The following is a 25,121-nucleotide window of genomic DNA, read 5'->3' as shown; positions in this document are numbered from 1 at the left end:
CCGTGAGCATCACGCACAAGCCAAGCGACGGCCGCGTCCCCGGCCAGGGTTCCGGGCCGGACGCCGAGGGCCCGGACGCCAACGGCCCGGACACCCCCGACGGGCCGCAGGACGGCACCGGCGGCGAGGACGGCATCGGCGCCGCGGGCGCACAGCTGTCCACCCAGCCGGTGGATACCCTCTCCAGCGGGCCGTCGCTGGGCGTGCTCGGCTGGCTGCGCTGGATGTGGCGGCAGCTGACCTCGATGCGGATCGCGCTGATCCTGCTCTTCCTGCTGTCGCTGGCCGCGATCCCCGGCTCGCTGATCCCGCAGCGCAGCGACGAGTTGAAGGTCGCCGCGTTCAAGAAGGCGCACCCGGACATCAGCCCGCTGTACTCCCGGCTCGACCTCTTCCACGTCTACGGCTCGCCGTGGTTCTCGGCGATCTACATCCTGCTGTTCGTCTCGCTGGCCGGCTGCATCGTGCCGCGCACCTGGCAGTTCGTCGGCCAGCTGCGGGCGAAGCCGCCGGCCGCGCCGCGCCGGCTGGACCGGCTGCCGGCGTACAGCACCTGGCACACCGACGCGAGCCCGGAGCAGGTCGCGCAGGCCGCCCGCAAGGCGCTGCGCGGGCGGCGGTTCCGGGTCGACGCCACCGGCACCTCGGTGGCCGGTGAGAAGGGCTATCTGCGCGAGGCGGGCAACCTGCTCTTCCACGTGGCCCTGTTCGGCCTGCTGATCGGCTTCGCCTGGACCTCGCTGAACGCGGCGTCCGGCGGCAAGCTGGTGGTCGAGGGCCAGGACGGCTTCGTCAACAACCTCACGCAGTACGACGACTTCTCCGGCGGCACGCTCTACGGCGCGGACGACCTCAAGGCGTTCGGTTTCACGCTGGACAGCTTCGAGGACAAGTACGCCACCTCCGGCCCCGAGCGCGGCACCGCGCTGAAGTTCCAGGCGGACATCCACTACTGGAGCGGCACCAGCAGCGCGCACCCGACGAAGGGCACGATCTCCACCAACCACCCGCTGAGCATCGGCGGGGAGAAGGTGTACCTGATCTCGCACGGCTACGCGCCCGTGGTGACCGTCAAGGACGCCCAGGGCAACGTCGCCTACCAGGGCCCGGTGCCGTTCCTGCCGCAGGACGCCAACCTCACCTCGACCGGTGTGATCAAGGTCCCCGACGCGATGGGCAAGAACGGCAAGCCCGACCAGCTCGCCTTCGAGGGCTTCTTCACGCCGACCGGTGACACCTCCAGCGGCCCGGTGTCGCTCTTCCCGGACGAGTTGCAGCCGATCCTGTGGCTGAACGCCTACCACGGCGACCTCGGCCTGGACTCCGGCATCGCGCAGAACGTCTACCAGCTCGACACCACCCACATGAAGCAGTACAAGCTCAACACCAAGACCGGGGTCAACGGTGTCGCGCTCGGCGTGGGCGACTCGATGCAACTGCCGAACGGTGCCGGCAGCCTGGAGTTCGACGGGGTCAAGCGCTGGGCCAGCTTCACCATCTCCCACCAGTCCGGCAACGAACTGGCGCTGGTCAGCGGCATCATCGCGATCCTCGGCCTGATGGGGTCGCTGTTCATCCAGCGGCGCCGGATCTGGGTGCGCGCGGTGCCGTCCGACCAGGGCTCCGTGGTCGAGCTGGGCGGCCTGGGCCGCAGCGAGTCGGCCCGGATCGCCGACGAGCTGGGCAGCCTCGTCGACCAGCTGCAACCCGACGCACCGGTCAGAGCCGCCCCAGCGGACACCCCCGACGAACCGCCATCCCCGCCCGACGACGAAGGAGCCCGCGCGTGAACCTCGCGGCCGCGGTCAACGAGAACTTCGCGAACTACAGCAACTACCTGATCCGCTCGGCGATGTTCGTGTACGCACTCGCCTTCCTCGCGCACCTCGCGGAGTGGGTCTTCGGCGGTCGCAGCAAGATCGCCGTGCAGTCCGCCGCGCTCACCGCCGACGCGCCGGCGGGCGCGGCCGCACCCGCGGTGGCGGTGCGCTCCGCCGGCGGCACCACCACCCTGGAGCGGCCCAAGGTCGTCACCCGCGCCTCCGCCAGCGACCGCGACATGGCCGACGGCCCGGGCGCCGCGGGCGACGACGCGCGGGGCGACCTGTACGGCCGGATCGCCATCTCCTTCACCGCCCTGGCCTGGGTGCTGCACGTCAGCGGCGTCGCCTTCCGGGCCGCCTCGGTGCAGCGCGCGCCGTGGGGCAACATGTACGAGTTCTCCACCACGTTCGGCGCGGTGGCGGTCGGCGCGTACCTGCTGCTGCTGGCGCTGCGGAAGAACGTCCGCTGGATCGGGCTGTTCCTCACCACGTCGGTACTGCTCGACCTGGGCCTGGCGCTGTCGGTGCTCTACACCTCCAGCGAGCAGCTGGTGCCGGCGCTGCACTCGTACTGGCTGTGGATCCACGTGTCGTGCGCGATCATCTCCGGCGCGGTGTTCTACCTCGCCGCGGTCGGCACGCTGCTCTACCTGTTCCGCGACCACTACGAGGTGGCGGTGCTGGCCGGGGCGGCGCAGAGCAACCGGTGGGGCAACATCATGCGGCGGCTGCCGTCCGCGGCGAGCCTGGACAAGTTCGCCTACCGGATGAACGCGCTGGTCTTCCCGCTGTGGACGTTCACCATCATCGCGGGCGCGATCTGGGCGCAGGCGGCCTGGGGACACTACTGGGAGTGGGACCCGAAGGAGACCTGGTCGTTCATCACGTGGGTGGTGTACGCCGGTTACCTGCACGCTCGCGCGACGGCCGGGTGGAAGGGCCGCAAGGCCGCCTACCTGGCGCTGGTCGCCTTCGCGTGCTTCCTGTTCAACTACTACGGCGTGAACATCTTCGTGACCGGCAAGCACTCCTACGCCGGGGTGTGACGAAGAGCGCGGCGCCCCGGCGCCGCGGCGCCGGGCTCATCGAGGCGGTACGGCTCACTCGCCCTCGGGCGAGGGGGTCGTGCCGTCCTCGCGCTTCTGCCGGTTCAACTCGGCGAGCGAGCGCAGGAACTCCGGGTTGTCGTCCGGCGGTATCCAGTCCTCGCGCGGCGCCTGGAGCACATCGCCGGCCTGCGGGCGCTCCTGCTCCCGGCGCCCGGCCGGCCGGGACAGGTCCGGCCCCCATCCGGCGCCGAAGCCGCCGCGCGGGCCCGCCACCCGCCGCTTGCCCAGCGCCAGCCAGGCCAGCGGGCCGATCAGGATCTCGCCGAAGAAGAGCACGATCAGCAGCCAGACCACCTTCGGCAGCCCGCGCACCTGCCGGTCCGGGGTGCCCAGGCAGTCCACGAAGGCGTATATCCATACCGCGATGACCAGTAGGAACGGCATGTAGCGCGACATTCGAAACCCCGGCCCCCAGGTTGACCAATCCTTGACCCCACCCAGGTTACGACCTGGCCGCGGTGCGCCGGCGGCCCGGCCGCGGGTGGGCGGCGCGGTGCGGGGTGGAACACTGGCCGTATGGCTTACGACGATCTCCGCTCGCTGCTGAGGGCACTGGAGAAGGACGGCGACCTCAAGCGGATCACCGCCGAGGTGGACCCCCACCTCGAAGTGGGGGAGATCACCGACCGGGTGAACAAGGCCGGCGGCCCGGCACTGCTCTTCGAGAACGTCCGCGGCTCGATCGCGCCGCTGGCGACGAACGTCTACGGCACCGACCGGCGGCTGCTCAAAGCCCTGGGCCTGACGTCGTACGCGGACATCGGGGAGAAGATCGGCGGGCTGCTCAAGCCCGAGCTGCCGCACGGGTTCGTCGGGGTGCGCGAGGCGTTCGGGAAGCTCGCCGGGATGGTCCACGTGCCGCCGAAGAAGGTGAAGGACGCCCCCGTGCAGGAGGTCGTGCTCACCGGCGACGACGTGGACCTGGACCGGCTGCCGGCGCTGTTCACCTGGCCGCAGGACGGCGGCTCCTTCTTCAACCTCGGCCTGACCCACACCAAGGACCCCGAGTCCGGGGTGCGCAACCTCGGCCTGTACCGGCTCCAGCGGCACGACCGGCGCACCATCGGCATGCACTGGCAGATCCACAAGGACAGCCGCAACCACTACCAGGTCGCGCAGCGGCGCGGTGAGCGGCTGCCGGTGGCGATCGCGTTCGGCTGCCCGCCGGCCGTGACGTACGCCTCGACCGCGCCGCTGCCCGGCGACATCGACGAGTACCTGTTCGCCGGCTTCGTGCAGGGCAAGCGGGTCGAGCTGGTCGACTGCAAGACGGTGCCGCTCCAGGTGCCCGCGCACGCCGAAGTGGTGCTGGAGGGCTGGCTGGAGCCCGGGCGGACCCTGCCGGAGGGCCCGTTCGGCGACCACACCGGCTTCTACACCCCGCAGGAGCCGTTCCCGGCGCTGACCATCGACTGCGTCACGATGCGCAAGCGGCCGCTGTTCCAGTCGATCGTGGTCGGCCGGCCGCCGACCGAGGACGGGCCGCTGGGCCGCGCCACCGAGCGGTTCTTCCTGCCGCTGCTGAAGATCATCGTGCCGGACATCGTGGACTACCACCTGCCGGAGGCGGGTGGCTTCCACAACTGCGCGATCGTCTCGATCGACAAGAAATACCCCAAACACGCGCAGAAGGTGATGCACGCGGTGTGGGGGGCGCACATGATGTCGCTCACCAAGCTGATCGTGGTGGTGGACGCCGACTGCGACGTGCACGACCTGCACGAGGTGGCCTGGCGGGCGTTCGGGAACACCGACTACGCCCGGGACCTCACGGTGGTGGAGGGCCCGGTCGACCACCTCGACCACGCGTCGTACCAGCAGTTCTGGGGCGGCAAGGCCGGCATCGACGCGACCCGTAAGCTGCCGGAGGAGGGCTACACGCGGGACGGCGGCTGGCCCGAGATGGTGCTCGCCGATCCGAAGACGGCAGAGTTGGTGACCAAACGGTGGAGGGAGTACGGCCTGTGAGCGCCACGACGCCGGACCTGTTCGAGTCGGAGCCGCGGCCCGACAGCAAGGTCCGGGCCTTTCTGCGGCTGGTGATGATCGAGCACTCGGTCTTCGCGCTGCCCTTCGCCTACATCGCCGCGCTGACCGCGATGTTCCGCGACGACCGCAGCGTGCACTGGGGCGAACTGCTGCTGGTGACCGTGGCGATGGTGGGCCTGCGCACCTTCGCGATGGCCTGCAACCGGATCATCGACCGGGAGATCGACGCCCGCAACCCGCGCACCGCGGGGCGCGAGCTGGTCACCGGCGCGCTGTCGGTGCGCTCGGCGTGGGCCGGCGCGCTGGTGGCGGTGGTGGTCTTCCTCGGCGCCGCCGCGCTGCTCAACCCGCTGTGCCTGGCGCTGGCGCCGGTCGCGGTGGTGCCGATGGTGGTCTACCCCTACGGCAAGCGGTTCACGAACTTCCCGCACGCCATCCTCGGCCTCGCCCAGGCGATGGGCCCGGTCGGCGCGTGGCTGGCGGTGACCGGCTCCTGGGACTGGCACGCGGTGGTGCTGGGCCTGGCGGTCGGGGTGTGGATCGGCGGCTTCGACCTGATCTTCGGCAGCCAGGACGTGGCCGCGGACCGGGCGCACGGCGTGATGTCGGTGCCGGCCCGCTTCGGGGTGCCCGCGGCGCTGTACGGGGCGCGGGCCTGCCATGTGGCCACCACCGCGCTGCTGGTCTGGTACGGCGCCGCGACCGACGCGAGCGGCTTCTGGTGGGTGGGCATGGCGATCGTGGCCGGCGCGTTCGTCTACGAGCACTCGATCGTGAAGCCGCACGACCTGAGCCGGCTGAACCGGGCGTTCTTCACGGTGAACGGTGTCATCGGGATCACCCTGTTCGTCTTCGCGCTGCTCGACCTGATCGCGCGCGGCCTGAGCTGGTAGCGCGCGGCGCGGCCCGACGGCAGCGGCCCCGGCGGATCATCCGCCGGGGCCGCCGCTGTGATACCGGGTCGCTCAGCTCCCCGGCGCTCAGAACTCCGAGCTGTTCGAGTCGTCGCCCATGAGGTTCATGACGGCGCTCACCACGTCCTGCGGGTTGAGCGTCACCGCGCCGCTCGGCGCGCTGATCGGCGCCGCGCTGCCCTTGAAGCCGACGGTCAGCGGCAGCGGCCCGGTGGACTGGTCGTCGAGCTGGTGGAGGTCGAAGGTGACCGACTGGATGCTGCCGTCCTTGACGGCGACGTCCGCGGTGACCTTCTTCGCCGGCACGCCCTCGGCCCGCTGCATGCTGTCCAGGTCGGACTGCTTCATGCCGGGGATCTGCTTGAGCGCGGGGGCGACGCTGGAGGCGACGTCCTTGGCGAACTGCTGCGCGGGCACGGTGACCGTGATGTGGTCCGCGCCGCCCTTCTTGCCCGCGTCGGCGAAGGTGGCGTCCTTCGTCAGCGCGGCCCGCAGCCCGGAGATGACCTCGTTCTGCGTCTTCGCGTCCAGCGTCGGGGTGGTGGAGCCGGAGTCGGAGCCGCTGCTCGAACCCTGGGCGGCCAGGGCGCTCTTGACGAACGCGCCCCACACCGCCGGGTCGATGCTGACCCACTTGCCGTTGAGCGCCGAGCCCACCGAACCGGACGAGCTGGTCAGGGCGTTGAGGTACTGGTCGTTGAACTGCGCGATGGAGCCGGCGTCGGAGGCGCTGGTGTCGAGCTTCTCCAGGCCCTTCACGTCGGCCCGCAGGTAGATCTTCTGCCCGACCGCGCGGACCTCGATCAGCTTCGCGCCGCTCGGGCCGTCCGTGGAGAGCAGGAAGGCCGCGGAGGAGCCCTTGGTGGCGTCCGCGCCCTTGCCGAGGCTGCGGCCGAGCAGCGACAGCGACTTCTGCGAGCTGCCGCCGACGGTGACGTGCAGGGACGACAGCAGGTCGGCGTCGGCCTGGGTGAAGCCGTCCTCGTCCTTCATGGCCGAGTAGATCTGGGCGGAGGTGCCGCTGAAGCCGAGATCGACGGTGACGGTGTTCTGCTTGCCGAGCTTCTGGAAGGCGTTGTCCACCTTCCCCTGCGGCGACGCGGGGTCGTCCGCACCGCACGCTGCGGCCCCGGCGGTTATGAGGGCCACCACTCCGGCGGCGGCGAGGCCCTTGCGCATGCTGATGATGACGAACTCCTAGGAAGCGGTGGGTAAGCGGATGAGTCGGAGCAGAAGCGTAGCTGTGCGGGCGCTGTGTCTTCACCCGGGTTCTTCGGGCGAATTGGGGGCCGACTGGCTGCCGGGGTCCGGCAACCGGTCAGCCCGCGTACGGTGGTTCGCCGCGCACCTCGGGCGGACGGTCGCGGAACAGGTAGGCGGCGGCCACCCCGCCGAGCAGACCGAAGAGGTGGCCCTGCCAGGAGACGCCGGTGTGCACCGGCAGCACGCCCCACAGGATGGACGTGCCGTAGTACGCGCCGATAAGCAGGCCCACCAGCAGGTCCAGCGCGCGGCCGTCGACGAAGCCGCGCACCAGGAGGTAGCTGAACAGGCCGAAGATCAGGCCGGACGCGCCCGCGGTGTTGGTGTGCGCGGGCGAGCACGCCCACACCCCGAGCCCGTCGACGGCGATGACGGTGAACGCCACGGCCAGGAAGCGGCCGGTGCCGCGCAGCGCGGCGACGAAGCCGAGCACCAGCAGCGGCAGCGTGTTGGACGCCACATGCCCGTACCCGAAGTGGATGAACGCCGACGGCACGATGTCCGCCAACTCGCCGGCCCGGCGCGGCTGGACGCCGAGGCTGTCCAGCCGGTGGCCGGTGGCGTGGTCGACGACCTCGAGCGCCCACAGCAGCGCCACCCAGGCGGTCATCAGCGCCGCGGCGGCCACGATCCGGTCGCCGGCCGAGGCGGCCCCGGCGCGGTCGCGGACCCGCAGCGACGCCATGAGCGTCCCCCCGCGGCCGGTGTGCGCCGCGATGCGTCCGTACGCCACCGAATCCCCCCCGATCCGCCACGTCCCCCAGTGGTTTCTATGTGCGTCCAGTGTGCACGACGCCACTGACACCGTCTGCGGTTCCGGCCCGCCGCCGATCGGACGGCCGGATCGCAGCGGGCCGGCCGAGCCCGGGCGCGCGCCCGCCCCGCCCGGCGGTCCGCCCAGGTCGCGGCTACGCTCGACGGCGTGGCGGACCTGGACGGCGGGCGCGAGACGCGCGATGCGGAGCAGCGGCGCGCGGAGCGCGGGGGGCGTGCGGAGCGTGCCCCGTGGATCGTCGGGGTCTCCGGCGCGTCCGGTACGCCGTACGCGGCGGCGGTGCTGCGCGGGCTGCTGGACGCGGGCGAGCGGGTGGACCTGGTGGTCAGCCGGGCCGCCCGGCTGACGCTGCTCGACGAGACCGGCGCGGCGGTGCGGGACGCGCACTGGCAGGAGGACCTGGCGCGCTGGCTGGCCCGCGGGGCGGACGGCCGCCCGGACGCCTTCGCCCCCGGCCCGGACCTTTCCGGTGTGCGCTACTGGCCGGCCGGCGACCTGGCGGCCGGGCCGTCCTCGGGGTCGTATCCGGCCCGGGGCATGCTGATCGTGCCGGCCAGCACCGCGTGTGTGGCCGGAGTCGCGCTGGGCCTGTCCAAGGACCTGCTCCAGCGCGCGGCGAGCGTCACCCTCAAGGAGCGCCGGCCGCTGGTGGTCGCGGTGCGCGAGACCCCGTTGAGCGGTCAGACGCTGCGCCAGCTCACCTCGTTGGCCGATGCCGGCGCGGTGGTGCTGCCCGCCTCCCCGGCCTTCTACGCCGGGGGCACCACGGCGCAGGAGCTGGTGGACTTCGTGGCCGGGCGGGTGCTGGACGCGGTGGGGGTGGAGCACCGGCTCTACCGGCGGTGGCGGGGCGAGCTCGGCGGCGGGTCCACGGGCCAGGGCTGAACCGGCCGGGTCCAAGCCTGCGGCGGCGAACAGGCGGCAAAAGGAGGGCAGGAACCTTTCGATGCCTTAGATTCGTGTCCAGACAGGGCAGTCACCAGGCGAACGGGAGGGTCCAATCCGATGGACGCGGTGGACAGGCAGCTCATCCAGGCGTTGCGCGAGAACGGCCGGGCGTCGTACGCCGAGCTGGGCCGGCTCGTGGGCCTGTCCGGGCCGAGCGTCACCGACCGGATCAACCGCCTGGAGCAGGCGGGCGTGATCACCGGCTACCGCGCCACCGTCGCCCCCGCCGCGATGGGCCTGGGGGTGACCGCGCTGGTCGGGCTCCAGCTGTCGGACGCCGCCGACCACGAGGAGGTGGCCCGGCGGCTGTCGGACCTGGACGAGATCGAGGACTGCTGGTTCATCGCGGGCGACGACTCGTACATGCTCAAGGTGCGGGTCGGCGACGTGGACGGGCTGGAGCACACCATCCGCCGGCTGTCCGGCACCAAGGGCGTGGCCAGGACCCGTACCACGATCGTGCTCTCCACCAAGTGGGAGAACCGGGTCGGGAACCTGCCCGAAGAGGTGTGACCGGGGGCGGCTTCGCGCGCGCGGGCGGGGGAGTAACGTCGGACCGAACCCCGTAGGAGGAGACGCACATGGACGCTGGACTCAAGCGCGAGCTGGAGGAGAAGGTACACGCCGGCGAGCGGCTGACCCGTGAGGACGGTGTCGCGCTCTACGAGTCCGACGACCTGGCGTGGCTGGGCGGCCTGGCGCACGAGGTGCGCACCCGCAAGAACGGCGACGTGGTCCACTTCAACGTCAACCGCCACCTCAACATGACGAACGTGTGCACCGCGTCCTGCGCGTACTGCTCCTTCCAGCGCAAGCCGGGCGAGAAGGACGCGTACACGATGCGGATCGAGGAGGCCGTCCGGCTGGCGAAGGCCATGGAGGGCGACAACCTCACTGAGCTGCACATCGTCAACGGCCTGCACCCGACGCTGCCGTGGCGGTACTACCCGCGGTCGCTGAAGGCGCTGAAGGAGGCGCTGCCGCAGGTCTCGCTGAAGGCGTTCACCGCCACCGAGATCCACCACTTCGAGACCATCTCCGGGATGTCGGCCTCCGACATCCTCGACGAGCTGATCGACGCCGGCCTGGAGTCGCTGACCGGCGGCGGCGCGGAGATCTTCGACTGGGAGGTGCGGCAGCACATCGTGGACCACCGCACCCACTGGGAGGACTGGTCCCGTATCCACCGGCTGGCGCACTCCAAGGGCCTCAAGACCCCGGCGACGATGCTCTACGGCCACATCGAGGAGCCCCGGCACCGCGTCGACCACGTGCTGCGGCTGCGCGAACTCCAGGACGAGACCGGCGGGTTCCAGGTCTTCATCCCGCTGCGCTACCAGCACGACTTCGTGGACATGAAGGACGGCAAGATCCGCAACGTCCTCCAGGCCCGTACCACGATGGCCACCGGCGCGGAGGCGCTGAAGACCTTCGCGGTCTCGCGGCTGCTGTTCGACAACGTGCCGCACGTGAAGGTGTTCTGGGTGATGCACGGGCTGTCCACGGCCCAACTCGCCCTCAACCACGGCGCCGACGACATGGACGGGTCGGTCGTGGAGTACAAGATCACCCACGACGCGGACGACTACGGCACGCCGAACAAGCTCACCCGGGAGGACATCCTCGACCTGATCCGGGATGCCGGGTTCCGCCCGGTGGAGCGCAACACCCGCTACGAGATCATCCGGGAGTACCCGGGCCCCGACGGCTCCCGCCGGGAGTCGCCGCAGGCGATGCGGGTGTGACGCGGGGCGGTGACACCCGGGGCGGTGTGACCCGGGTGACACGGAAACGGTTGGAGGCCGGGTCGAGGTAATAGGTACGCTGCCCTTATGGCACTTACCTTCGAACTCGATCCCGCGCTCGACGACGACCTGCGCGCCGGTGTGCTCACGCTGTGGGCCGACGTGAGCAACGCCGGCGGCGCGGTCGGTTACGTGCCGCCGGTCACCGCCGCGGACATCGCGCCGGGCCTGGCCGACTCGATGGCCGACGTCGAGGCGGGGCGCCGGCGGCTGCTCGTCGGGCGCGACGAGGAGGAGCGGGTCGCCGCGACCGCGTTCCTCACCTTCAACGCGCACCGGCTGATGACCCACTGGATCTGGCTCTACACGGTGATGGTCCACCCCCGCCACCAGGGCGCCGGGTACGGCCGGGCGCTGCTGGCCGAGGCCGAGCGGGCCGCCCGCGGGTTCGAGGGGATCGAGGCGATCCGGCTCACCTGCCGCGGCGGCCTCGGCCTCGAACGCTTCTACGCATCCTGCGGCTACAAGGAGGTCGGCCGCGTCCCGAACGCGATCCGCGTCGCCCCGGGAGACGACCGCGACGACGTCTTCATGCTGCTGAGCTGGTGAGCGCGGCCCGGCCGCGCCCACCGGGGCACCGCGCCCTTCGGCTCGCCGGCTACTTCTTGGGGCCGTGCTTTCGTGGGGCGGGGGGCTTGCTGCGGGGGCGGGACGATGATCGGGAAGGGGGCGTGCTTCACTGGGAGCATGCTCCGATACACCGCACTGCGCTTCGGTCTGATCGTCGCCAGCTTCGGGGTCATCTGGGGCCTGGTCCGGTTGCATGTCCTGCCGGCCGGGCTCGGTGACTCCAACTACCTGTGGGTCGCGCTGCTCGCGCTGGTCGTGTCCGCGCCCCTGAGCTTCGTGCTGCTGCGCGGGGTCCGGGAACAGGCCGCGGCCCAGGTCTCCGACCGCGTCACCCGCACCCGCAACTCCCTGGCCGCCGCCGCGGGCCAGGAGGACGACGCCGACGACCAGGCCCGCGAGGTCGCCCGCGACGGCGAGCCGCACACCGCCTGACCCGGGCAGCGTCCGATCCGGCCGGTCCGTGTCGACCGGCCGCCGAGCCAGCACGGGGGAGGGGCGCAGGTGGAGACCCAGGGCAAGCGGGCGCAGCGCGTGCCGCGGGCGGTCCGCGAGCAGCAGATGCTGGACGCGGCCGTCGCCGTCTTCGCCCGGCGCGGCTTCCGCGCCACCTCCATGGACGAGATCGCCGAGGCGGCGGGCGTCAGCAAGCCGCTGGTCTACCTCTATCTGAAGTCCAAGGACGAGCTGTTCACCGCCTGCGTGCGGCGCGAGGCCAAGGCGCTCAGCGCCGCGGTGCGCGCGTCCGTCGAGACCGGCGCCGCCCCCGACCGCCAACTGTGGTCCGGGCTGCTCGGGTTCTTCCGCTACACCGCCGAACACCCCGACGGCTGGCACCTGCTGTACGGCCAGGCCCGCAGCGGCGGCGCGCCCTCCGGTGACGAGGTCGCCGCGATGCGGGTGGAGATCGTGGACTTCGTCACCGCGCTGATCGGCACCGCCGCCCGCGAGGCCCCGTGTGTACCGGTGCTCGCCGACCGCGAGGTGCGGGCGCTGGCCCTGGCGCTGGTGGGCGCCGCCGAGTCGCTGGCCGGGTCCTCCGCGAACGGCCGCGAGACCGCCGCCACGCTGATGAACTTCGCCTGGGCCGGCCTCGGCAACCTGCTCGACGGCCACCCCTGGTCGCCCTGACCTCCCCCGTCCCGGCCTCCCGTCCCGGCCTCCCGTCCCGGCCTCCCCCGCGTCCTGTCGGCGGCTGCCGCGCCGAAGGTTGCCCTGGCGCGGATGAATTCGCCGCGGCGCGGCCGTTAACGTCCTGTCCCGATTCGGTGGGGGTTGCGCCCACAGGCTTCTCACGGCGAACCCACGGCTAGGGTGCGAAGGAGGATGCGGATCGCAGGCGCCCGACGTGGCGCGGCTCCGTCGTCCGAGACTTCCCACCGCTCCTGCCACACGACTCCCTGCCGCGCGCCGGCAGGAAGGAAGAACGGGATGAGTTCGACGCTCCCCACGCCCGGCCCGCCTCCGGCGCCCCCGCAGCCCCGCCCCGCCGCCCCTGCTGCCCCGGCAGCTCCCGAAGCGACCGGGGCGCCCGCGGCGCAGCAGCCGCCCGCGCCCGCGCCGCCGGCACGGCTGCGGGCCCTGGACGGGCTGCGGCTGGTCGCCGCGCTGATGGTCGCCTCCTACCACTACGTGGTGCGCGGCGGCGACGCGTGGAACCACCCGATCAAGCACATGCTGCCGCACGTCATCGCGCCGGCCGCCTACGGCCCGCTCGGTGTGCAGTTCTTCTTCATCATCAGCGGGTTCGTGATCTGCATGAGCGGCTGGGGCCGCACCGTGAAGGCGTTCACGGTCTCCCGGATCAGCCGGCTGTACCCCGCGTACTGGGCGGCGCTGATCCTGGTGGCGGCGGTCCTCTACGTGATCGGCAAGGAGACCGTCTCCCGCACCGACCTGATCACCAACTTCACCATGCTCCAGACCCCGGCGGGCGCCAAGCGGCAGCTGGGCGTCTCCTGGACGCTCTGGGCGGAGCTGCGCTTCTACGCGCTGTTCGCGCTGACGGTGCTGTGGCGCGGTGCGACCCAGCGCCGGGTGCTGGCGTTCTGCGCGCTGTGGACCCTCGGCGCGGTCTACGCCCAGGGCTCGGGCGAGAGCTTCCTGCAACTGGCGCTGATGCCGGACTACGCGCCCTTCTTCGTCGGCGGCATCGGCCTCTACCTCGTGCACCGCTTCGGGCACGACCTGGTGAACTGGTCGGTGGTCGCGGTCGGCTTCCTGCTCGGCCAGCAGTCCGCGGTCAAGGCGCTGGTGGCGCCGCCCGGTTCGCACCCCTTCTACCAGCGGTCGCCCACGGTCGTGATCGTGCTGGTCGCCGCGGGGTTCGCCGCGATCGCCGCGGCGACGCTGGTGCCGCGCGTGGCCCGGGTGGAGTGGCGGTGGCTGACCACCGCGGGCGCGCTGACGTACCCCTTCTACCTGGTGCACGAGATCCTCGGCACCGAGGTCATCGACCGGCTGGAGCACCACACGTCGCTGCCGGCCAGTGCGGTGCTGGTGCTGGCCGTGCTGTCGATGCTGGTCCTCGCCTGGCTGATATACCGCCTGGTGGAGAAGCCGCTCGGCCCGCTGCTGCGGCGCAGGCTCTCCGTTCCGCTGGGGTCGGCCGCGCTGCTCAGGACGAGCCGGTGAGGTGCACCCCCCGGGGCGAGCGCAGTTCGAACCGGTGCCCGGCGGCGGCCAGAGCGACCGTGGACGGCAGCGGCACCGGTGCGCGGAAGTGGGCGCGCACCCGCTCGTCCAGGCCGAGCGCGGCCGCGCACCGGGCGATCGTCCACATCCCGTGCGCGATGGCCCGGGGGAATCCGAGCGGCCGGGCCGTCAGCGCGTGCAGGTGGATGGGGTTGTAGTCGCCCGAGACGCGGGCGTGCCGCCGCCCGAGCCCGGCCGGCAGCCGCCACTCCTCGACGACGGGCAGTGCGCCGGCGTCCTGCGGCCCGGTGCCCGGCTCGGCCCCTTCCGTCGGCGGCGCGCCGGTCGGGTGACGGGCCAGGTAGGTGCTGCGGTCGGTCCACACCGCCGCCCCCCCGATCCGGGCCTCGGTGACGAGGACCGCCTCGGTGCCCCGCCGGTGCGGCCGCAACTCCTCGGCGTGGACGGCGATCTCGGGCCGGTCGGCGGTGGTGAGCGGGCGGTGCGCGGTGATCTCGATCGAGGTGTGCACCAGCCCCATCAGCGGCAGCGGGAAGTCCCGGGCGGCCATGATCCGCGCGGCCAGCGGGAATCCGAGGATGTGCGGGTAGGTCAGCGGCACCCGGTCGGTCAGCGGCGGGTAGCCGCAGACCTCGGCGTAGCGGGCCATCCGGGCCGGGTCGATCCGCACCCGCGGGTCGGTCAGCCGGAGCGGCGGCAGCGCGGCGCCGGCCGAGGGGTGCTTGCCGAGGCCGGTCAGCGCGCCGCGCCCCAGCGTGAGCAGCAGCGGCATCTCACGCTCCCAGCAGCGACTGCCCGCAGACGCGGACGACCTGGCCGGTCACGCCGCCGGAGCCGGCCGCCGCGAGCCAGGCGACGGTCTCGGCGACGTCCTGCGGACGGCCGCCCTGGCCGAGGGAGTTCATCCGCCGGCCGGCCTCGCGGATGAACAGCGGTATCGCGGCGGTCATCTGCGTCTCGATGAAGCCCGGCGCGACCGCGTTGACGGTGATGCCGCGCTCGCGCACCTCGGGGGCGGCGGCCAGCGCGCGGACGAAGCCGATGATGCCGGCCTTGGAGGCGGCGTAGTTGGTCTGGCCGACGTTCCCGGCGATGCCCGCGATGGACGCGGTGCCGACGATCCGGCCGTGCGGGCGGACCGCCCCGGCCTTCAGCAGGTGGTCGGTGACGCGCAGCACGGAAGCGAGGTTGACCTCGATCACCGTGTCCCAGCCCTCCGCGGACATGTTGGCGAGCTTGCGGTCGCGGGTGATGCCCGCGTTGTGCACCAGGACGTCCAGGCCGCCGGGCACCGCGGCCGCGATCCGCTCGGCGGCGTCGGGCGCGGTGATGTCCACGGTCAGCGCGGTGCCGCCGATCCGGGCCGCGGTCGCGGCGAGCGCGTCGGCGGCCTGCGGCACGTCCAGGCAGACCACCTGCGCGCCGTCCCGGGCGAGGGTGGCCGCGACCTCGGCGCCGATGCCGCGGGCCGCTCCGGTGACCAGCGCCGTACGGGGCCCGGCCGCGCCCGGTCCGCCGTCCGCCGCAGCGCTGTCCTTACGGCCCACCGGCGGGCCGACCTCGATCACCTGCCCGCTGACGTAGGCCGAGCGGGGCGAGAGCAGGAAGTCCAGCGTGGAGTCCGCGTCGGCACCGGGGGCCAGCCGCACCAGCTGTACGGTCCTGCCGCGGCCGATCTCCTTGCCGAGCGAGCGGACGAAGCCCTCCAGCGCCTGCTGGGCGGCGGCCTGGTGGACGTCGGCGGCGTCGGGTCGCGCGCCGAGCACCACCACCCGGCCGCAGGGGGCCAGGGTGCGCACCAGGGGGTGCAGGCTCTCGCGGACCGCCCGCAGCCCGGCCGGGTCCGCGATGCCGGTCGCGTCCAGCACCACCGCGGCCGGTGCCGGGTCGCCCGGCGCGGCCGGCGGCGGCGCCTGTCCGGCGGTCAACCGCAGGACGGGACCGTCGAGTTCGGGGGTCTCGGGCGACCAGCGCCGCAGCGCGGTGGGCTGCGGCAGGCCGAGCCGCCGGGTGAGGAAGCGGCCGGGAGCCGTACCGGTGAAGCCGAGATAGCGGTCGGCCATTGGCCTTCTCCTTACTCTGGAGTAAGTTTACCGCCGGTAAGGCTACTGGTGAGTTGTCGCTCCGGCCAAGAGCCCTCAGGAGTTCCGTATGCATACCGTCCGCCGCGTCGCCGTCATCGCCGGCCACCGCATCCCCTTCGCCCGCTCCGACGGCCCCTACGCCACCGCGTCCAACCAGGACATGCTCACCGCCGCGCTCGACGGCCTGGCCGAGCGGACCGGCCTGGCCCGCCCGGGGGCCGACGGCCGGCCGGTGGTGGGGGAGTTCGCGGCCGGGGCCGTGCTCAAGCACGCCCGCGACTTCAACCTCGCCCGCGAGACCGTGCTCGGCTCCGTTCTCGACCCGGCCACCCCCGCCTACGACATCCAGCAGGCGTGCGGCACCGGCCTCCAGGCCGTCTTCGCGGTCGCCGCCAAGATCGCGCTCGGCGTGATCGACTCCGGCATCGCCGGCGGCGCCGACACCACCAGCGACGCACCGCTCGGCGTCAACGACGAACTGCGCCGCACCCTGCTCGCCGCCCGCCGCGCGAAGTCCCTGGGCGGCCGAGCCCGCGCGCTCGCCGGGGTGCGCCCGCGCCACCTCGTGCCCGACATGCCGCGCAACGCCGAGCCGCGCACCGGCCTGTCGATGGGCGAGCACGCCGCGCTCACCGCCGAGGCGTGGGGCATCACCCGCGCCGCGCAGGACGAACTCGCCGCCGCCAGCCACCGCAACCTCGCCGCCGCCTACGACCGCGGGTTCTTCGCGCCGCTGGTCAGCCCCTACCGCGGCCTGGAACGCGACCAGAACCTGCGGCCGGACTCCACCCCCGAGAAGCTCGCCCGGCTGAAGGCGGTCTACGGCGGGCCCGGCGGCACCATGACCGCGGGCAACTCCACGCCGCTCACCGACGGCGCCGCGGTGGTGCTGCTCGGCTCCGAGGAGTGGGCCGCCGAGCGCGGCCTGACCCCGCAGGCGTACCTCACCGCGTACGAGACGGCGGCCGTCGACTTCGTCGGCGGCCGGCCCGGCCCCGACGGGCTGCTCATGGCACCCGCCTACGCGGTGCCGCGGATGCTGGAGCGGGCCGGACTGGGCCTGGGCGACTTCGACTTCTACGAGATCCACGAAGCGTTCGCCTCCCAGGTGCTCGCCACGCTCGCGGCATGGGAGGACAAGGCGTTCTGTGCGGAGCGCCTGGGGCGGGCCGAGCCGCTCGGTGCGATCGACCGGGCGCGGCTGAACGTGGCGGGGTCCTCCCTGGCGACCGGGCATCCCTTCGCCGCGACCGGGGCACGGATCGTGGGGACGCTGGCGCGGCTGCTCGCCGAGCGGGGAACGCCCGGGCGCGGCCTCGTCTCGATCTGCGCCGCGGGCGGACAGGGCGTCACCGCGATCCTCGAGAGCGCCTAGCACGCCGCAGCCGGCCGCCCCGGGCCGCGACCGGGCACGGAAGCGCAATCCACCCTCATCGTTCAGGAGCCGTAGATGTCAACTGGAACAGGGCAGCTGGTGGGTCAGGCGGGTCAGGCGCCGCAGGTGGTGATGGAGGCGGGCCGGGCCGTGCAGGTGGCGGTGCCTCCGCTGGTCGCCGTGCCCGAGCGGGGGAGCCTGGCCGACATCCCGTTCACGAACGCGGCCGAGGCGCCGCAGGACGCGGTGCTGGGCAGGGAGGGCGCGGACGGCACCTGGCGGGACGTGAGCGCCGCGGACTTCTGCGCCCAGGTGGTGGACGTCGCCAAGGGCCTGATCGCGGCGGGGCTGAAGCCGGGCGAACGGCTGGCGATCATGGCCCGCACCAGTTACGCGTGGACGCTGCTGGACTTCGCGGGGTGGGCCGCGGGCCTGGTGACCGTACCGATCTACCCGACCTCCTCGGCGTCGCAGACCGCCTGGATACTCGCCGACTCCGGTGCCGCGGCCTGCGCGGTGGAGAACGTGGACCAGTCCCGGCTGGTCACCGGCCGCCGGTCGGAGCTGCCCGAACTGCGCCACCTGTGGCAGCTGGACGCGGGCGCGATCGGGCAACTCAGCACCGAAGGCAAGGAGTTGCCGGACGCGCTGGTGACGTCCCGGCGGCAGGCGCTGACCCCGGCGAGCACCGCCACGCTGATCTACACCTCCGGCACCACCGGCCGCCCCAAGGGCTGCGTGCTCACCCACGGCAACTTCTTCGCCGAGGTCGACAACGCGATCGAGCTGCTGCACCCGGTCTTCAAGTCGGTGAGCACCGAGCCCGCCTCCACCCTGCTGTTCCTGCCGCTGTCGCACGTCTTCGGGCGGATGGTCGCCATCGGGTGCCTGCGGGCCCGGGTACGGCTGGGCCACGCGCCGAGCATCGCCACCGAGGACCTGCTCGCCGACCTGGCCGGCTTCCGGCCGACCTTCCTGCTGGCGATCCCGTACGTCCTGGAGAAGGTCTACAACACCGGCCGGGCCACCGCGGAGAAGATGGGCCGGGCCGCCTCCTTCGACCGGGCCGCCACGATCGCTCGGCGCTACGGCCGGGCGCTGATCGCCCGGCAGACCGGCACCGGCCCGGGCCCCTCGCTCGGCCTGCGGATGGCGCACGCGCTGTACGACCCGCTGGTCTACCGCCGGATACGGGCCGCCCTCGGCGGCAAGGTCCGGTACGCGATCTGCGGCGGCTCCCCGCTGGGCGAGCGGCTGTGCGCGTTCTACGCGGGCGCCGGGGTGATGGTCTTCGAGGGCTACGGCCTGACGGAGACCACCGCGGCGGCCACGGTGACGCCGCCGCTGGCGCCGCGGCTGGGCACCGTGGGGCACCCGCTGCCGGGCACCGCGGTGCGGATCGCCGACGACGGGGAGGTGCTGCTGCGCGGCGGGCAGGTCTTCACCGGCTACTGGAACGACGCGGGCGGGGTGCCGCACGTGGACGGGTGGTTCCCCACCGGGGACATCGGGGAGCTGGACCCGGACGGATACCTGCGGATCACCGGGCGGAAGAAGGAGATCCTCATCACCGCCGGCGGCAAGAACGTGGCGCCCGCACCACTGGAGGACCGGCTGCGGGCGCATCCGCTGGTCGGCCAGTGCATGGTGGTCGGCGACAACCGGCCGTTCGTGACCGCGCTCATCACGCTGGAGGCGGACGGGCTCGCCCACTGGCAGCGGATGCGGCGCAAGGAGGGCCTGCGGCCCGCCGACCTCGTCACCGACCCCGACCTCCTCGCCGACCTCCAGAAGGCGGTCGACGACGCGAACTCCACGGTCTCCCGGGCCGAGTCGATCCGCGCGTTCCGGGTCCTGCCGGTCGACTTCACTGAGGACAGCGGCCACCTCACGCCGTCGATGAAACTCAAGCGGTCGGCTGTCGCCGCGGACTTCGCCGACACCATCGAAGACCTCTACCGCCGCCCCTAGGGCGGCAAAAAAGAGGCAGGGGCCCCGCACGGAGTGCGGGGCCCCTTGGTACTGCAGGTTCTGGGCGCGATCGCGCCGCTGTCCGTCCGACCTAGTGGAGAACTAGTTCGGGGTGACGTTCTCCGCCTGGGGGCCCTTCGGGCCCTGGGTGACGTCGAAGGTCACCGGCTGGTTCTCCTCGAGGGAGCGGAAGCCGGTCGCGTTGATCGCGGAGTAGTGAACGAAGACATCCGGGCCGCCGCCGTCCTGGGCGATGAAGCCGAAGCCCTTTTCAGCGTTGAACCACTTCACGGTTCCGGTAGCCATAAAGCCCTCCTTGGGCCCAAAGGGTTGCCCTGCTCCAGAACCTGCAACTGCGAAGTCTGAAAACTACAAAAGCCCGCGGGTTACATGATCCGCAGGCCTTGTACTGCAAGGAAACCAAACTGCAACTTGCGTCGAGCCTAGCATGGGGGGCCGGGGCGCGGAAGGGTCGCAAGATCCTTCCTGGCGGCTCGCCGGGGCACCCCCGCACAGCACCGCACGGACCCAGGAGTAGCGTCCGGCATATGGACACAACCGCGCGTGAAAGCGACAGCGACCGGGTCCGCCCCCGGGTCGGCCACATCCAGTTCCTGAACTGCACCCCGCTGTACTGGGGCCTGGCCAGAACCGGTGCGCTGCTGGACCTGGAGCTGACGAAGGACACCCCGGAGAAGCTCAGCGCCCAGCTCGTCGAGGGCGACCTGGACATCGGCCCGATCACCCTCATGGAGTACCTCAAGCACGCCGACCAGCTGGTCGCGCTGCCGGACATCGCGGTGGGCTGCGACGGCCCCGTGATGTCGTGCGTGATCGTCAGCCAGCTCCCGCTGGACCGGCTGGACGGCCAGCGGGTGGCCCTCGGCTCCACCAGCCGCACCTCCGTGCGCCTGGCCGAGCTGCTGCTCAGCGAGCGGTACGGCGTCACGCCGGACTACTTCCGCTGCCCGCCGGACCTCTCGCTGATGATGCAGGAGGCCGACGCCGCGGTGCTGATCGGCGACGCCGCCCTGCGCGCCTCCCTGCACGACGCGCCCCGGCTCGGGCTGACCGTCCACGACCTCGGCACGATGTGGAAGGAGTGGACCGGGCTGCCCTTCGTCTTCGCGGTCTGGGCGGCCCGGCGCGACTACCTCGCGGCGCACCCGGAGGCCGTGCACAGCGTGCACCGGGCGTTCCTCGCCTCCCGCGACCTGTCCCTGGTGGAGGTCGACAAGGTCGCCGAGCAGGCATCGCGCTGGGAGGCGTTCGACCAGGAGCTGCTGAGCAGCTACTTCACCACGCTGGACTTCTCGCTCGGCGCCCCGCAGCAGGCCGGCATCGCCGAGTTCGCCCGCCGCGTCGGCTTCCCGCCCGGCGCCGGCGTGGACCTGCTCCCGCCGGCCTGACCCGCGCCGGCCCCGCAGCCCCCCGCAGCACCTCCGCTCCACCCCGCAGCATCCCGGCCCGCGCCCCCGCGCGGCGGGCCGGGCGCCGTACGGGCGCGGCCGCGCGCCGCCCCGTACGGCACCTGAAAGTGCCACCGGCCGCTGGCGTACGCTGGGCCGGACCGATCTCCCGTCCTCCGAAGGGCCTGCCACGGTGACCTCTCCGACCGACCTCGCAGCCGTCCTCGACCGCGCCGCCGCGGGCGGCAGGATCACCCCGGAGGAAGCGCTCGACATCTACCGCTCCGCCCCGCTGCACGCCCTGGGCGCCGCGGCCGACGCGGTGCGCCGCCGCCGCTTCGCCGGCACCGAGCACATCGCGACGTACATCATCGAGCGCAACATCAACTACACCAACGTCTGCGTCACCGCCTGCAAGTTCTGCGCGTTCTACGCGGCGCCGAAGGACACCGACAAGGGCTGGAGCCGCAGCCTGGACGACATCCTGCGCCGCTGCGCGGAGACCGTCGAACTCGGCGGCACCCAGATCATGTTCCAGGGCGGCCACCACCCGGACTACGGCGTGGAGTACTACGAGGAGCACTTCGCCGCGATCAAGCGGGAGTTCCCGCAGCTGGTGATCCACTCGCTGGGCGCCTCCGAGATCGACCACATGGCGCGGATCTCCGGGGTCAGCGCGGAGGAGGCGATCCGCCGCATCCACGCCGCCGGGCTCGACTCGTTCGCCGGCGCCGGGGCCGAACTGCTGCCGGAGCGGCCGCGCAAGGCGATCGCGCCGCTGAAGGAGTCCGGCGAGCGGTGGCTGGAGATCATGGAGACCGCGCACCGGCTCGGGGTGGAGTCCACCACGACCATGCTGATGGGCACCGGCGAGACCAACGCGGAGCGGATCGAGCACCTGCGGATGATCCGCGACGTGCAGGACCGCACCGGCGGGTTCCGGGCGTTCATCCCGTACACCTACCAGCCGGAGAACAACCACCTGAAGGGCCAGACGCAGGCGACGCTCTTCGAGTACCTGCGGATGATCGCGATCGCGCGGCTCTTCCTCGACAACGTGGCCCACATCCAGGGGTCCTGGCTGACCACCGGCAAGGAGGTCGGCCAGCTCTCGCTGCACTACGGCGCGGACGACCTCGGGTCGGTCATGCTGGAGGAGAACGTGGTCTCCTCGGCCGGCGCGAAGCACCGCTCCAACCGCATGGAACTGATCCACCTCATCCGCTCCGCCGGGCGGGTGCCCGCGCAGCGCGCGACCACCTACGAGCACCTCGTCGTCCACGACGACCCGGCGAACGACCCGGTCGACGACCACGTGGTCTCGCACCTGTCCTCGACCGCGATCGAGGGCGGCACCGCCCACCCCGAGCTGAAGCTCCTTCCCTCCAACTGACCGGACTGACCGGATCTAACCGGATCTAACCGGAGCCGGCCGCCCGCCGCGGCCCCGCGGGGGTGTGCCGGGCCGTGCGCGGCGCACCCCGTAAGGTGAGTCGCGTGACCCGGGCATCGTTGGAGAAGCAGCCGCAGGACGTCGCCGCGATGTTCGACAAGGTGGCGGCGAAGTACGACCTGACGAACGACGTGCTGTCGCTCGGCCAGACGCGGCTGTGGCGGCGGGCCGTGGCGCAGGCGCTCGACGTGCGGCCGGGCGAGCGGGTGCTCGACCTGGGCGCGGGCACCGCGACGTCGTCGCTGCCGTTCGCCGCGGCCGGCGGCTGGGTCGTCCCCTGCGACTTCTCGCTGGGCATGCTGCGCCAGGGCAAGAGCCGGCACCCCGAACTGCCGCTGACCGCGGGCGACGCGACCCGGCTGCCGTTCGCGGACGGGGTGTTCGACGCGGTCACCATCTCCTTCGCGCTGCGCAACGTGCAGGACGTGGACGCGGCGCTGCGCGAGATGCGCCGGGTGGTCCGGCCCGGCGGGCGGCTGGTGATCTGCGAGTTCAGCCACCCGACGTACCGGCCGCTGCGCACCGCGTACACCGAGTACCTGATGCGCGCGCTGCCCCCGGTGGCGACCAGGGTGAGCAGCAATCCGGACGCCTACGTGTACCTCGCGGAGTCGATCCGCGCCTGGCCCGACCAGCGGGCGCTGGGCGGGCGGTTGAAGGACGCCGGCTGGACGGGCGTGGCCTGGCGGAACCTGACCGGCGGGATCGTGGCGCTGCACCGCGGCACGAACGGGCCGGCGGCGTAACCGCCCGCTGTTCGAACGGAATCCGGTATTCCGGGTGGTTGCGGCCGGTAGGGGCCATATGCTGCCTTGTCTGCGGGGGGAACGCAGCCCCGCCGTTTTCCGGAGTTGCCGATGCCGTTCTGTCCCGCGTGCGGGAACCAGGTCGCCGAGGCGGAAGGCAACCGCTTCTGCCCGCGCTGCGGCCGTGACCTGACCGCGCCGTCCCTTCCCGCGCAGCCCGCCGCGCCGCCGCCACCGGCGGCCGCACCCACGGCCGCGCCTGGGCCCACGCCCACGCACGTCGGGCCGTTGCCGCCGCCCACCGCGCCACCGCCCGCACCGCCGTACGCCGGCGCCGCGGCCCCACCCGGCTACGCGCCCGGCCCCTACCCGCCCCCCGCGCCGGCCGGGCCCTCGCCCGCCGCCGTGTTCGTCCGCCGGGTGTTCACCGGCCGCTGGGAGGGCCCGCTGCTGGTCGCGCTCGGCCCGGCGCTCACCATAGTCGCGGCGGCCCTGGCGATCGCGGGGGTCGCCGGGACCGCCCTGCCCAGCGGCACCGTCGGAATGGCCACCCGCACCCGGGCCGCCCTGGCGGCGCTCGTCCAGGGGCTGGGCGGCAACCTCAGGGCGAACGCGACCTACACCGAGGACTCCGTCTTCGACGACTCGGACGACAGCGGCGACGGTTCGTCCGACGGCAGCAGCGGCGGCGACGAGTTCTCCGACGGCGGCAGTGACGGATTCGACTACTCCGACGGCGGCAGCGACGGTTACGACGACTCCTCCGGTGGCAGCGACGGGTTCGACTTCTCCGACGGTGGCAGCGACGGTTACGACGACGGCTCCGACGGCTACAGCACGGACGGTTCCGACGGTTACAGCAGCGACGGGTCCGACGGCTACGACAGCGGCTCCGACGGGTCGGACGGCACCGACGGCAGCGACATCGGCTACACGATGAGCGGCGGCGGCAGCGGCAGCGGCCACTCCCACACGGTGCACGCCTCGCTGTCGGTCCTGCCCTGGTCGGTCACCCTGCTCTGGGTCCTGGTGCTGGTGCTCGGCCTGCGCGCGCTGCGCCGGCGGCAGCAGGCGCAGGCCGCCGCCGCGGGCATACCCGCCGGGCCCGGCTCGGCCCTCACCGCCGAGGCGGCCGCGGCGGCCGTACGGGTCGCGCTGCTGGCCGCCGCCGCGGTGCTCGCCATCGGCTTCTTCGCCGAACCCCGCATCGAGCTGGTGCACTTCACCACCGCGCCGTTCCTCGCCGCGCTGTGGACCTTCGTGCTCAGCCTGGTGACAGCGCTGGTCGTGCTGTGCCGTCCGGCGCTGACCGCGTGGCTGGCCGCGCGGCCGGGCGCCGCCGCCGCGTACCGGGTGCTCGCCACCACCGCGATCGCGCTGCTGGCGACCCTGCTCGTCGCGGGCACCGTGGTCTTCGTGATCGCGGCCGCGCACTACCACGACCTCACCGGCTGGGGCCTGACCGCCGCCGGCCTGCTGCTGGTCAACCTCGGGGTGTCCGGGCTGGGGCTGGGCTGGGGCGCGCCCTTCCGGGTCGGCGCCAGCAGCGGCTCGCAGGCCCGGCACGTCTCCTTCGGCCTGGGCGACCTCGACCACGTGTGGGGCGGCTGGTCGGTGGCCGGCACCGTCGCGGGCGGGCTCGGCTGCGCGCTGCTGATCGGGGTGCTGGCCCTTCGGCGCAACCGGGGCCGGCCCGAACAGTTCGCGGTCGCCGGGCTGTTCACGCTCCTGCTGGTGATCCTCGCCGCCGTCAGCGGCGCGCACACGGGCGGGGACTCCAGCCTGGTGGGCACCGGGGCGCTCACCCACACCAGCGTGGGTACGCAGGTGCCGGAGCTGCTGGGGTTCGGCCTGCTGTGGACGTTCGGCGGGGTGCTGGTCGCGCCGTACGTCTGGCGGGTGTTCGGCGGCCGGGTGCCGAACGCGCCCTACCCGGGCGCCGGCGCGCCCTCGCCGTACGCCCCGGCGCCGCAGGGCGGACCCGGCCGGGGCGGGGCGTACGACGTGCCCGGCGGGACCTTCGGCGCCGCGGTGCCGGCCCAACCCGCCGCGCCCGCCGGGCCGTACGGGCCGCCGCAGCCGCCCGGGCCGCCCGGGCCCGCGGAACCCACCGTGCACGACCTCGGCGTGGTGCAGCCGGACCGGCTGCGCAAGCAGCCGCCGGAGCCGCCCGACCACCGCTGACCGGCACGGACCGGGGCCTGCCCCGAGAGCCGCCGCTCCACGGGGACCGGC

Annotated in this window: 23 protein-coding genes; 17 read left to right on the top strand and 6 right to left on the bottom strand. The window is 72.9% G+C overall.

All coding sequences use genetic code 11. The features are described 5' to 3' along the window. The first annotated feature begins 2 nt into the window (after positions 1 to 2). Both resB and ccsB read left to right on the top strand, forming a co-directional pair. The gene (gene resB / locus WA788_RS18020) at positions 3 to 1,790 is read left to right on the top strand and encodes a cytochrome c biogenesis protein ResB (RefSeq protein ID WP_443034053.1); all 1,788 of its coding nucleotides are present in this window, start codon (positions 3 to 5) and stop codon (positions 1,788 to 1,790) included. Further along, entirely contained in the window at positions 1,787 to 2,869 is a 1,083-nt protein-coding gene (gene ccsB / locus WA788_RS18015; protein WP_335978453.1) for a c-type cytochrome biogenesis protein CcsB, read from the top strand. Before resB ends, ccsB begins: the two co-directional genes overlap by 4 nt. A gap of 54 nt (positions 2,870 to 2,923) precedes the next feature. Here the strand turns inward: ccsB and WA788_RS18010 are convergent, their stop codons facing one another. Then, positions 2,924 to 3,316: a PLD nuclease N-terminal domain-containing protein gene (locus WA788_RS18010; RefSeq protein ID WP_335978451.1), complete on the bottom strand. Its 393-nt coding sequence runs from the start codon at positions 3,314 to 3,316 to the stop codon at positions 2,924 to 2,926. A gap of 132 nt (positions 3,317 to 3,448) precedes the next feature. On the opposite strand from WA788_RS18010, the gene WA788_RS18005 reads away from it, so the two are divergent. Both WA788_RS18005 and mqnP read left to right on the top strand, forming a co-directional pair. Further along, positions 3,449 to 4,900, top strand: a complete 1,452-nt coding sequence (locus WA788_RS18005) for a menaquinone biosynthesis decarboxylase (protein WP_335978449.1) — start codon at positions 3,449 to 3,451, stop codon at positions 4,898 to 4,900. Next, positions 4,897 to 5,814 carry a menaquinone biosynthesis prenyltransferase MqnP gene (mqnP, locus tag WA788_RS18000; RefSeq protein ID WP_335978447.1) on the top strand — a complete coding sequence of 306 codons (918 nt, stop codon included), beginning with the start codon at positions 4,897 to 4,899 and terminating at the stop codon, positions 5,812 to 5,814. Before WA788_RS18005 ends, mqnP begins: the two co-directional genes overlap by 4 nt. 87 nt (positions 5,815 to 5,901) lie before the next feature. Here mqnP and WA788_RS17995 read toward each other — a convergent pair whose 3' ends face one another. Both WA788_RS17995 and WA788_RS17990 read right to left on the bottom strand, forming a co-directional pair. Next, a complete protein-coding gene (locus WA788_RS17995) occupies positions 5,902 to 7,014 on the bottom strand; it encodes a hypothetical protein (protein ID WP_335978446.1) in 1,113 nt (370 codons plus the stop codon). 139 nt (positions 7,015 to 7,153) lie between these two features. Continuing rightward, positions 7,154 to 7,783: a rhomboid family intramembrane serine protease gene (locus WA788_RS17990; RefSeq protein ID WP_335978550.1), complete on the bottom strand. Its 630-nt coding sequence runs from the start codon at positions 7,781 to 7,783 to the stop codon at positions 7,154 to 7,156. A gap of 324 nt (positions 7,784 to 8,107) precedes the next feature. On the opposite strand from WA788_RS17990, the gene WA788_RS17985 reads away from it, so the two are divergent. The 7 genes from WA788_RS17985 to WA788_RS17955 all read left to right on the top strand — a co-directional run bounded on the left by WA788_RS17985 (position 8,108) and on the right by WA788_RS17955 (position 13,827). After that, positions 8,108 to 8,758 carry a UbiX family flavin prenyltransferase gene (locus tag WA788_RS17985; RefSeq protein ID WP_335978549.1) on the top strand — a complete coding sequence of 217 codons (651 nt, stop codon included), beginning with the start codon at positions 8,108 to 8,110 and terminating at the stop codon, positions 8,756 to 8,758. 120 nt (positions 8,759 to 8,878) lie between these two features. Next, positions 8,879 to 9,334 (top strand): Lrp/AsnC family transcriptional regulator, encoded by a 456-nt coding sequence (locus tag WA788_RS17980; RefSeq protein WP_335978445.1) that lies wholly within the window; start codon positions 8,879 to 8,881, stop codon positions 9,332 to 9,334. A gap of 68 nt (positions 9,335 to 9,402) precedes the next feature. After that, positions 9,403 to 10,566: an aminofutalosine synthase MqnE gene (mqnE, locus tag WA788_RS17975; RefSeq protein ID WP_335978443.1), complete on the top strand. Its 1,164-nt coding sequence runs from the start codon at positions 9,403 to 9,405 to the stop codon at positions 10,564 to 10,566. A gap of 87 nt (positions 10,567 to 10,653) precedes the next feature. Beyond that, a complete protein-coding gene (locus WA788_RS17970; RefSeq protein ID WP_335978441.1) occupies positions 10,654 to 11,175 on the top strand; it encodes a GNAT family N-acetyltransferase in 522 nt (173 codons plus the stop codon). A 138-nt stretch (positions 11,176 to 11,313) separates the two neighbouring features. Further along, positions 11,314 to 11,628: a DUF4229 domain-containing protein gene (locus WA788_RS17965; protein ID WP_335978440.1), complete on the top strand. Its 315-nt coding sequence runs from the start codon at positions 11,314 to 11,316 to the stop codon at positions 11,626 to 11,628. A 126-nt stretch (positions 11,629 to 11,754) separates the two neighbouring features. Then, the gene (locus WA788_RS17960; RefSeq protein ID WP_335978548.1) at positions 11,755 to 12,324 is read left to right on the top strand and encodes a TetR/AcrR family transcriptional regulator; all 570 of its coding nucleotides are present in this window, start codon (positions 11,755 to 11,757) and stop codon (positions 12,322 to 12,324) included. Between the two features lie 300 nt (positions 12,325 to 12,624). Further along, positions 12,625 to 13,827, top strand: coding sequence for an acyltransferase family protein (locus WA788_RS17955; RefSeq protein ID WP_335978439.1), 1,203 nt, complete (start codon positions 12,625 to 12,627; stop codon positions 13,825 to 13,827). On the opposite strand, the gene WA788_RS17950 is transcribed toward WA788_RS17955, so the two are convergent. After that, on the bottom strand, positions 13,811 to 14,620 hold the full coding sequence (locus WA788_RS17950) for a MaoC/PaaZ C-terminal domain-containing protein (protein WP_335978438.1): 810 nt from the start codon (positions 14,618 to 14,620) through the stop codon (positions 13,811 to 13,813). The two genes, WA788_RS17955 and WA788_RS17950, sit on opposite strands and share 17 nt — an antisense overlap. A 1-nt stretch (position 14,621) precedes the next feature. Further along, complete coding sequence (locus tag WA788_RS17945; protein ID WP_335978436.1) at positions 14,622 to 15,911, bottom strand: 3-oxoacyl-ACP reductase; 1,290 nt, start codon at positions 15,909 to 15,911, stop codon at positions 14,622 to 14,624. An 88-nt stretch (positions 15,912 to 15,999) separates the two neighbouring features. Here WA788_RS17945 and WA788_RS17940 point away from each other — a divergent pair, with 88 nt between their 5' ends. Beyond that, positions 16,000 to 17,307 carry an acetyl-CoA C-acetyltransferase gene (locus WA788_RS17940; protein WP_335978434.1) on the top strand — a complete coding sequence of 436 codons (1,308 nt, stop codon included), beginning with the start codon at positions 16,000 to 16,002 and terminating at the stop codon, positions 17,305 to 17,307. Positions 17,308 to 17,439: 132 nt separating this feature from the next. After that, positions 17,440 to 19,278 carry an AMP-dependent synthetase/ligase gene (locus WA788_RS17935; RefSeq protein ID WP_335978547.1) on the top strand — a complete coding sequence of 613 codons (1,839 nt, stop codon included), beginning with the start codon at positions 17,440 to 17,442 and terminating at the stop codon, positions 19,276 to 19,278. A gap of 102 nt (positions 19,279 to 19,380) precedes the next feature. Here the strand turns inward: WA788_RS17935 and WA788_RS17930 are convergent, their stop codons facing one another. Then, positions 19,381 to 19,584, bottom strand: coding sequence for a cold-shock protein (locus WA788_RS17930; RefSeq protein WP_103887033.1), 204 nt, complete (start codon positions 19,582 to 19,584; stop codon positions 19,381 to 19,383). 242 nt (positions 19,585 to 19,826) lie between these two features. On the opposite strand from WA788_RS17930, the gene WA788_RS17925 reads away from it, so the two are divergent. From WA788_RS17925 to WA788_RS17910, 4 genes are all read left to right on the top strand, one after another. Continuing rightward, entirely contained in the window at positions 19,827 to 20,687 is an 861-nt protein-coding gene (locus WA788_RS17925) for a menaquinone biosynthetic enzyme MqnA/MqnD family protein (RefSeq protein ID WP_335978432.1), read from the top strand. A gap of 193 nt (positions 20,688 to 20,880) precedes the next feature. After that, the gene (mqnC, locus tag WA788_RS17920; protein ID WP_335978430.1) at positions 20,881 to 22,080 is read left to right on the top strand and encodes a cyclic dehypoxanthinyl futalosine synthase; all 1,200 of its coding nucleotides are present in this window, start codon (positions 20,881 to 20,883) and stop codon (positions 22,078 to 22,080) included. A gap of 104 nt (positions 22,081 to 22,184) precedes the next feature. Further along, entirely contained in the window at positions 22,185 to 22,886 is a 702-nt protein-coding gene (locus WA788_RS17915; RefSeq protein ID WP_335978428.1) for a demethylmenaquinone methyltransferase, read from the top strand. A gap of 111 nt (positions 22,887 to 22,997) precedes the next feature. Next, on the top strand, positions 22,998 to 25,070 hold the full coding sequence (locus WA788_RS17910; protein ID WP_335978426.1) for a zinc ribbon domain-containing protein: 2,073 nt from the start codon (positions 22,998 to 23,000) through the stop codon (positions 25,068 to 25,070). Positions 25,071 to 25,121: the final 51 nt, after the last annotated feature.

This window comes from Streptomyces sp. CA2R106 (genome assembly GCF_037034245.1).
GTDB lineage: Bacteria > Actinomycetota > Actinomycetes > Streptomycetales > Streptomycetaceae > Actinacidiphila.
The sequence above is the reverse complement of the archived record's forward strand: the minus strand, read 5'-3'. Positions and strand labels throughout refer to the sequence as shown.